The 2,874-nt window shown below is 67.5% G+C and carries 3 protein-coding genes and 2 pseudogenes; 2 read left to right on the top strand and 3 right to left on the bottom strand.

Features of this window, described 5'->3' with window-relative positions:
- A pseudogene (locus tag WAN71_RS23855) lies at window positions 1-135 on the top strand (hypothetical protein); the annotation flags it as partial.
- 14 nt (window positions 136-149) lie between these two features.
- Window positions 150-1,490, top strand: a complete 1,341-nt coding sequence (locus WAN71_RS23850; protein ID WP_422227699.1) for a lipase family protein — start codon at window positions 150-152, stop codon at window positions 1,488-1,490.
- On the opposite strand, the gene WAN71_RS23845 is transcribed toward WAN71_RS23850, so the two are convergent.
- The 3 genes and pseudogenes from WAN71_RS23845 to WAN71_RS23835 all read right to left on the bottom strand — a co-directional run.
- On the bottom strand, window positions 1,485-2,126 hold the full coding sequence (locus tag WAN71_RS23845) for a DUF2567 domain-containing protein (RefSeq protein ID WP_422227698.1): 642 nt from the start codon (window positions 2,124-2,126) through the stop codon (window positions 1,485-1,487). The two genes, WAN71_RS23850 and WAN71_RS23845, sit on opposite strands and share 6 nt — an antisense overlap.
- Window positions 2,123-2,365 (bottom strand): hypothetical protein, encoded by a 243-nt coding sequence (locus WAN71_RS23840; protein WP_422227697.1) that lies wholly within the window; start codon window positions 2,363-2,365, stop codon window positions 2,123-2,125. Before WAN71_RS23840 ends, WAN71_RS23845 begins: the two co-directional genes overlap by 4 nt.
- Before the next feature lie 10 nt (window positions 2,366-2,375).
- Window positions 2,376-2,874, bottom strand: a pseudogene (locus WAN71_RS23835) (biotin synthase BioB); the annotation flags it as partial.

Raw genomic sequence — 2,874 nt, 5'->3', positions numbered from 1 at the left:
GTCGTACAGTCCGGGCGCAGCGGCGGCCGACCGGCGGCGCTGTATCGCTTCACCGATTCCCAGCTGAGGGTCACCGACGAGTTCGCTGCTCTACGACCTCCCGGCGGGCCGACTGGATTCTTAATGCCTTCTTAAGTAACAATGCCCCGATGGACATTGCCAGTCTTGCGAGCACGACGACCGGCGCGGAATGGATCGGGCGCGCACCCCATCAGGAGTTGCAGGCCAAGGCCCGCCCACTGCTGCCGTCGGACGACCCGTTCTACCAGCCGCCACCTGGTTACCAGCACGCCCTGCCCGGCACCGTGCTGCGTTCACGCGACGTCGAGCTGGCATTTCTGGGTCTGATACCGCAGCGGGCGATGGCCACCCAGCTGCTGTACCGGACGACCGACATGAACGGCAGGCCGGAGGCGACGGTGACCACAGTGATCGTCCCGACAGACGTCACTCCCGAACACCCCTGCCCGGTGTTGTCGTATCAGTGCGCGATCGACGCGGTAACGTCCCGCTGCTTTCCGTCCTACGCGCTGCGGCGAGGCGCGAACGCCGTGGGCTCGCTGGCGCAGCTGGAGTTGCTGCTGATCACCGCCGCCCTCGCCGAAGGCTGGGCGGTGTCGATACCCGACCATGAAGGGCGCAACGGAATGTGGGGCGCGCCATACGAACCCGGCTACTGCATTCTCGACGGCATCAGGGCTGCGCTGGGCGCCGAGCGCCTCGGACTGTCCCCGTCGGCGCCGGTCGCGCTATGGGGTTACTCCGGCGGCGGACTGGCGACCGGGTGGGCCGCTGAAGTGTGCGCCGACTACGCGCCCGAGCTCGACATCGTCGGCGCCGTACTCGGATCACCGGTCGGCGACCTCGGCCACACCTTCCGTCGGCTCAACGGCACCTACCTGGCTGGATTGCCGGCGATGGTGATCGCAGCGCTGGCCCACATCTACCCCGACCTGGATCGGGTGATCCAAGAGCACGCCAACGAAGAGGGGCGCGCCCTGCTGCAGCGGCTGGAGCGGATGACCACGGTCGGCGCGGTGCTGCGCATGGTCAAGAAGGACGTCGGGGTCTACCTCGACCGGCCGCTCGAAGAAATCCTCACGATGCCAGAAGTGCAGCATGTCTTCGACAGCATCAAGCTGGGCGCCAAGGTGCCCACACCGCCGGTGCTGATTGTGCAGGCCGTGCACGACTACTTGATCGACGTCGACGACATCGACGAGTTGGCCGACACCTACTCGGCCGGCGGCGCCAACGTCACCTACCACCGCGATGCGTTCAACGAGCACCTGCTGCTGCATCCGCTGTCTGCACCGATGACGCTGCGCTGGTTGCAAGACCGGTTTGCCCGCCGACCGCTGACCGATCACCTGGTCAGGACGAAGTGGCCGACCGTGTTCAACCCGGCGACTTACCTCGGGATGGTGCGGCTGGCCGTGATCGCGGGCAAGGTGATTACCGGAAAGGCGGTGCACCGCCGCCCGCTATGACGGCGTGGACGTCGGTGCCTCCACGGTTAGCGGATAAGTCGGCTCGACGGCCGGATAGCCGCCGAGATCATCGCGTGCCGTTGCCGCGGCCGGTACCGCGTACACCAGCGCGGCGGTGCTCGCAGGCAGCAGCAGCGTGCAGGCGATCTGCAATGGAGTGCGACCGAAGAACACCGGCGGCGCCTCGGTGAAGTAGTACACCGGGCGGACGTGGCTCACCGGCACCGCGGCGAAATCCACCGCGCCATAACGCAGATGCACCAGCAGTGCGCCGACGCTGACAGCGGCCGCAGCGGCGATCACCACGCCGCCGCAAAGCCCGGTCGCCATGCCCGGCCCGCGGTGTGCCCGCCACTGCCATGCCAGCACAGCCGCCACGGCGGCGACCACGTTCAACAGCCCAAGCATCAGGAACGCCGCGACAAAGAAGTGCTCGGACTCGTCGCCCAGATAGTCATGCAACCGATCGCCGTCGTGGGTTAGCACCACCACACCGTGAATCGGCGGGGCTATCCATGCCCACAGACCACCGATAAGCACGCCAGCGATGAACAGCCCCGCTGCGATCGCAAAGACCGCTCGCCGTCGCGATGTCCGTGGAGGCTCGGAGGGCCGGGGGCTTACCAGCCCGTTCATCGGCGGGGGTCCAGGTCGGTCGAGTCCACCAGCCCGTGCCGCGAGCACTCGGCCCACCAGCCGTCGGGTCGGACCTGGACCACCATCCGGCGGCCACACTCGGCGCAGAACCGGGGCGGCTCCAGACCGAGCTGGGCCGCCGTCGGCACGGTGCTGCCGACAGTGTCGTTGACACGGGCACCGGTGTAGACGTTGTAGGCACCCGCGCCGACCGGCGCTGGCAGATCGTCGCGGACCATCAATTACGTTCTACAGGCTCGCGTTGAGCGCCTTGATCGGCATGTGCAGGTCGTCGAGCAGCGCCAGATCGGCCTCTGCCGGGCGACCCAGCGTGGTCAGGTAGTTGCCGACGATCACGGCGTTGATACCACCCAAAATGCCTTGCTTGGCGCCGAGGTCGCCGAGCGTGATTTCGCGGCCACCGGCGAAGCGCAGCATGGTCCGCGGCAGGGCCAGCCGGAAGGCGGCCACCGCCTTGAGCGCTTCGTTGGCCGGCAGCACCTCGAGGTCACCGAACGGCGTGCCAGGACGCGGGTTGAGGAAGTTCAGCGGCACCTCATCGGGGTTCAGCTCGGCCAGGTTGGCGGCGAACTCGGCCCGCTGCTCGACCGTCTCGCCCATGCCAAGGATGCCGCCGCAGCACACCTCCATGCCGGCCTCGCGCACCATCGACAGCGTCTGCCAACGCTCTTCCCAAGAGTGGGTAGTCACGACGTTGGGGAAGAACGAGCGGGCGGTCTCCAGGTTG

The sequence above is a fragment of the Mycobacterium sp. genome (genome assembly GCF_049280035.1).
Lineage (GTDB): Bacteria > Actinomycetota > Actinomycetes > Mycobacteriales > Mycobacteriaceae > Mycobacterium.
The sequence above is the reverse complement of the archived record's forward strand: the minus strand, read 5'-3'. Positions and strand labels throughout refer to the sequence as shown.

Excerpts from the sequence above, each read along its gene's own strand:
- WAN71_RS23845 (WP_422227698.1), bottom strand. The coding sequence starts at position 2,126 with ATGAACGGGCTGGTAAGCCCCCGGCCCTCCGAGCCTCCACGGACATCG.
- WAN71_RS23850 (WP_422227699.1), top strand. The coding sequence starts at position 150 with ATGGACATTGCCAGTCTTGCGAGCACGACGACCGGCGCGGAATGGATC.
- WAN71_RS23840 (WP_422227697.1), bottom strand. The coding sequence starts at position 2,365 with ATGGTCCGCGACGATCTGCCAGCGCCGGTCGGCGCGGGTGCCTACAAC.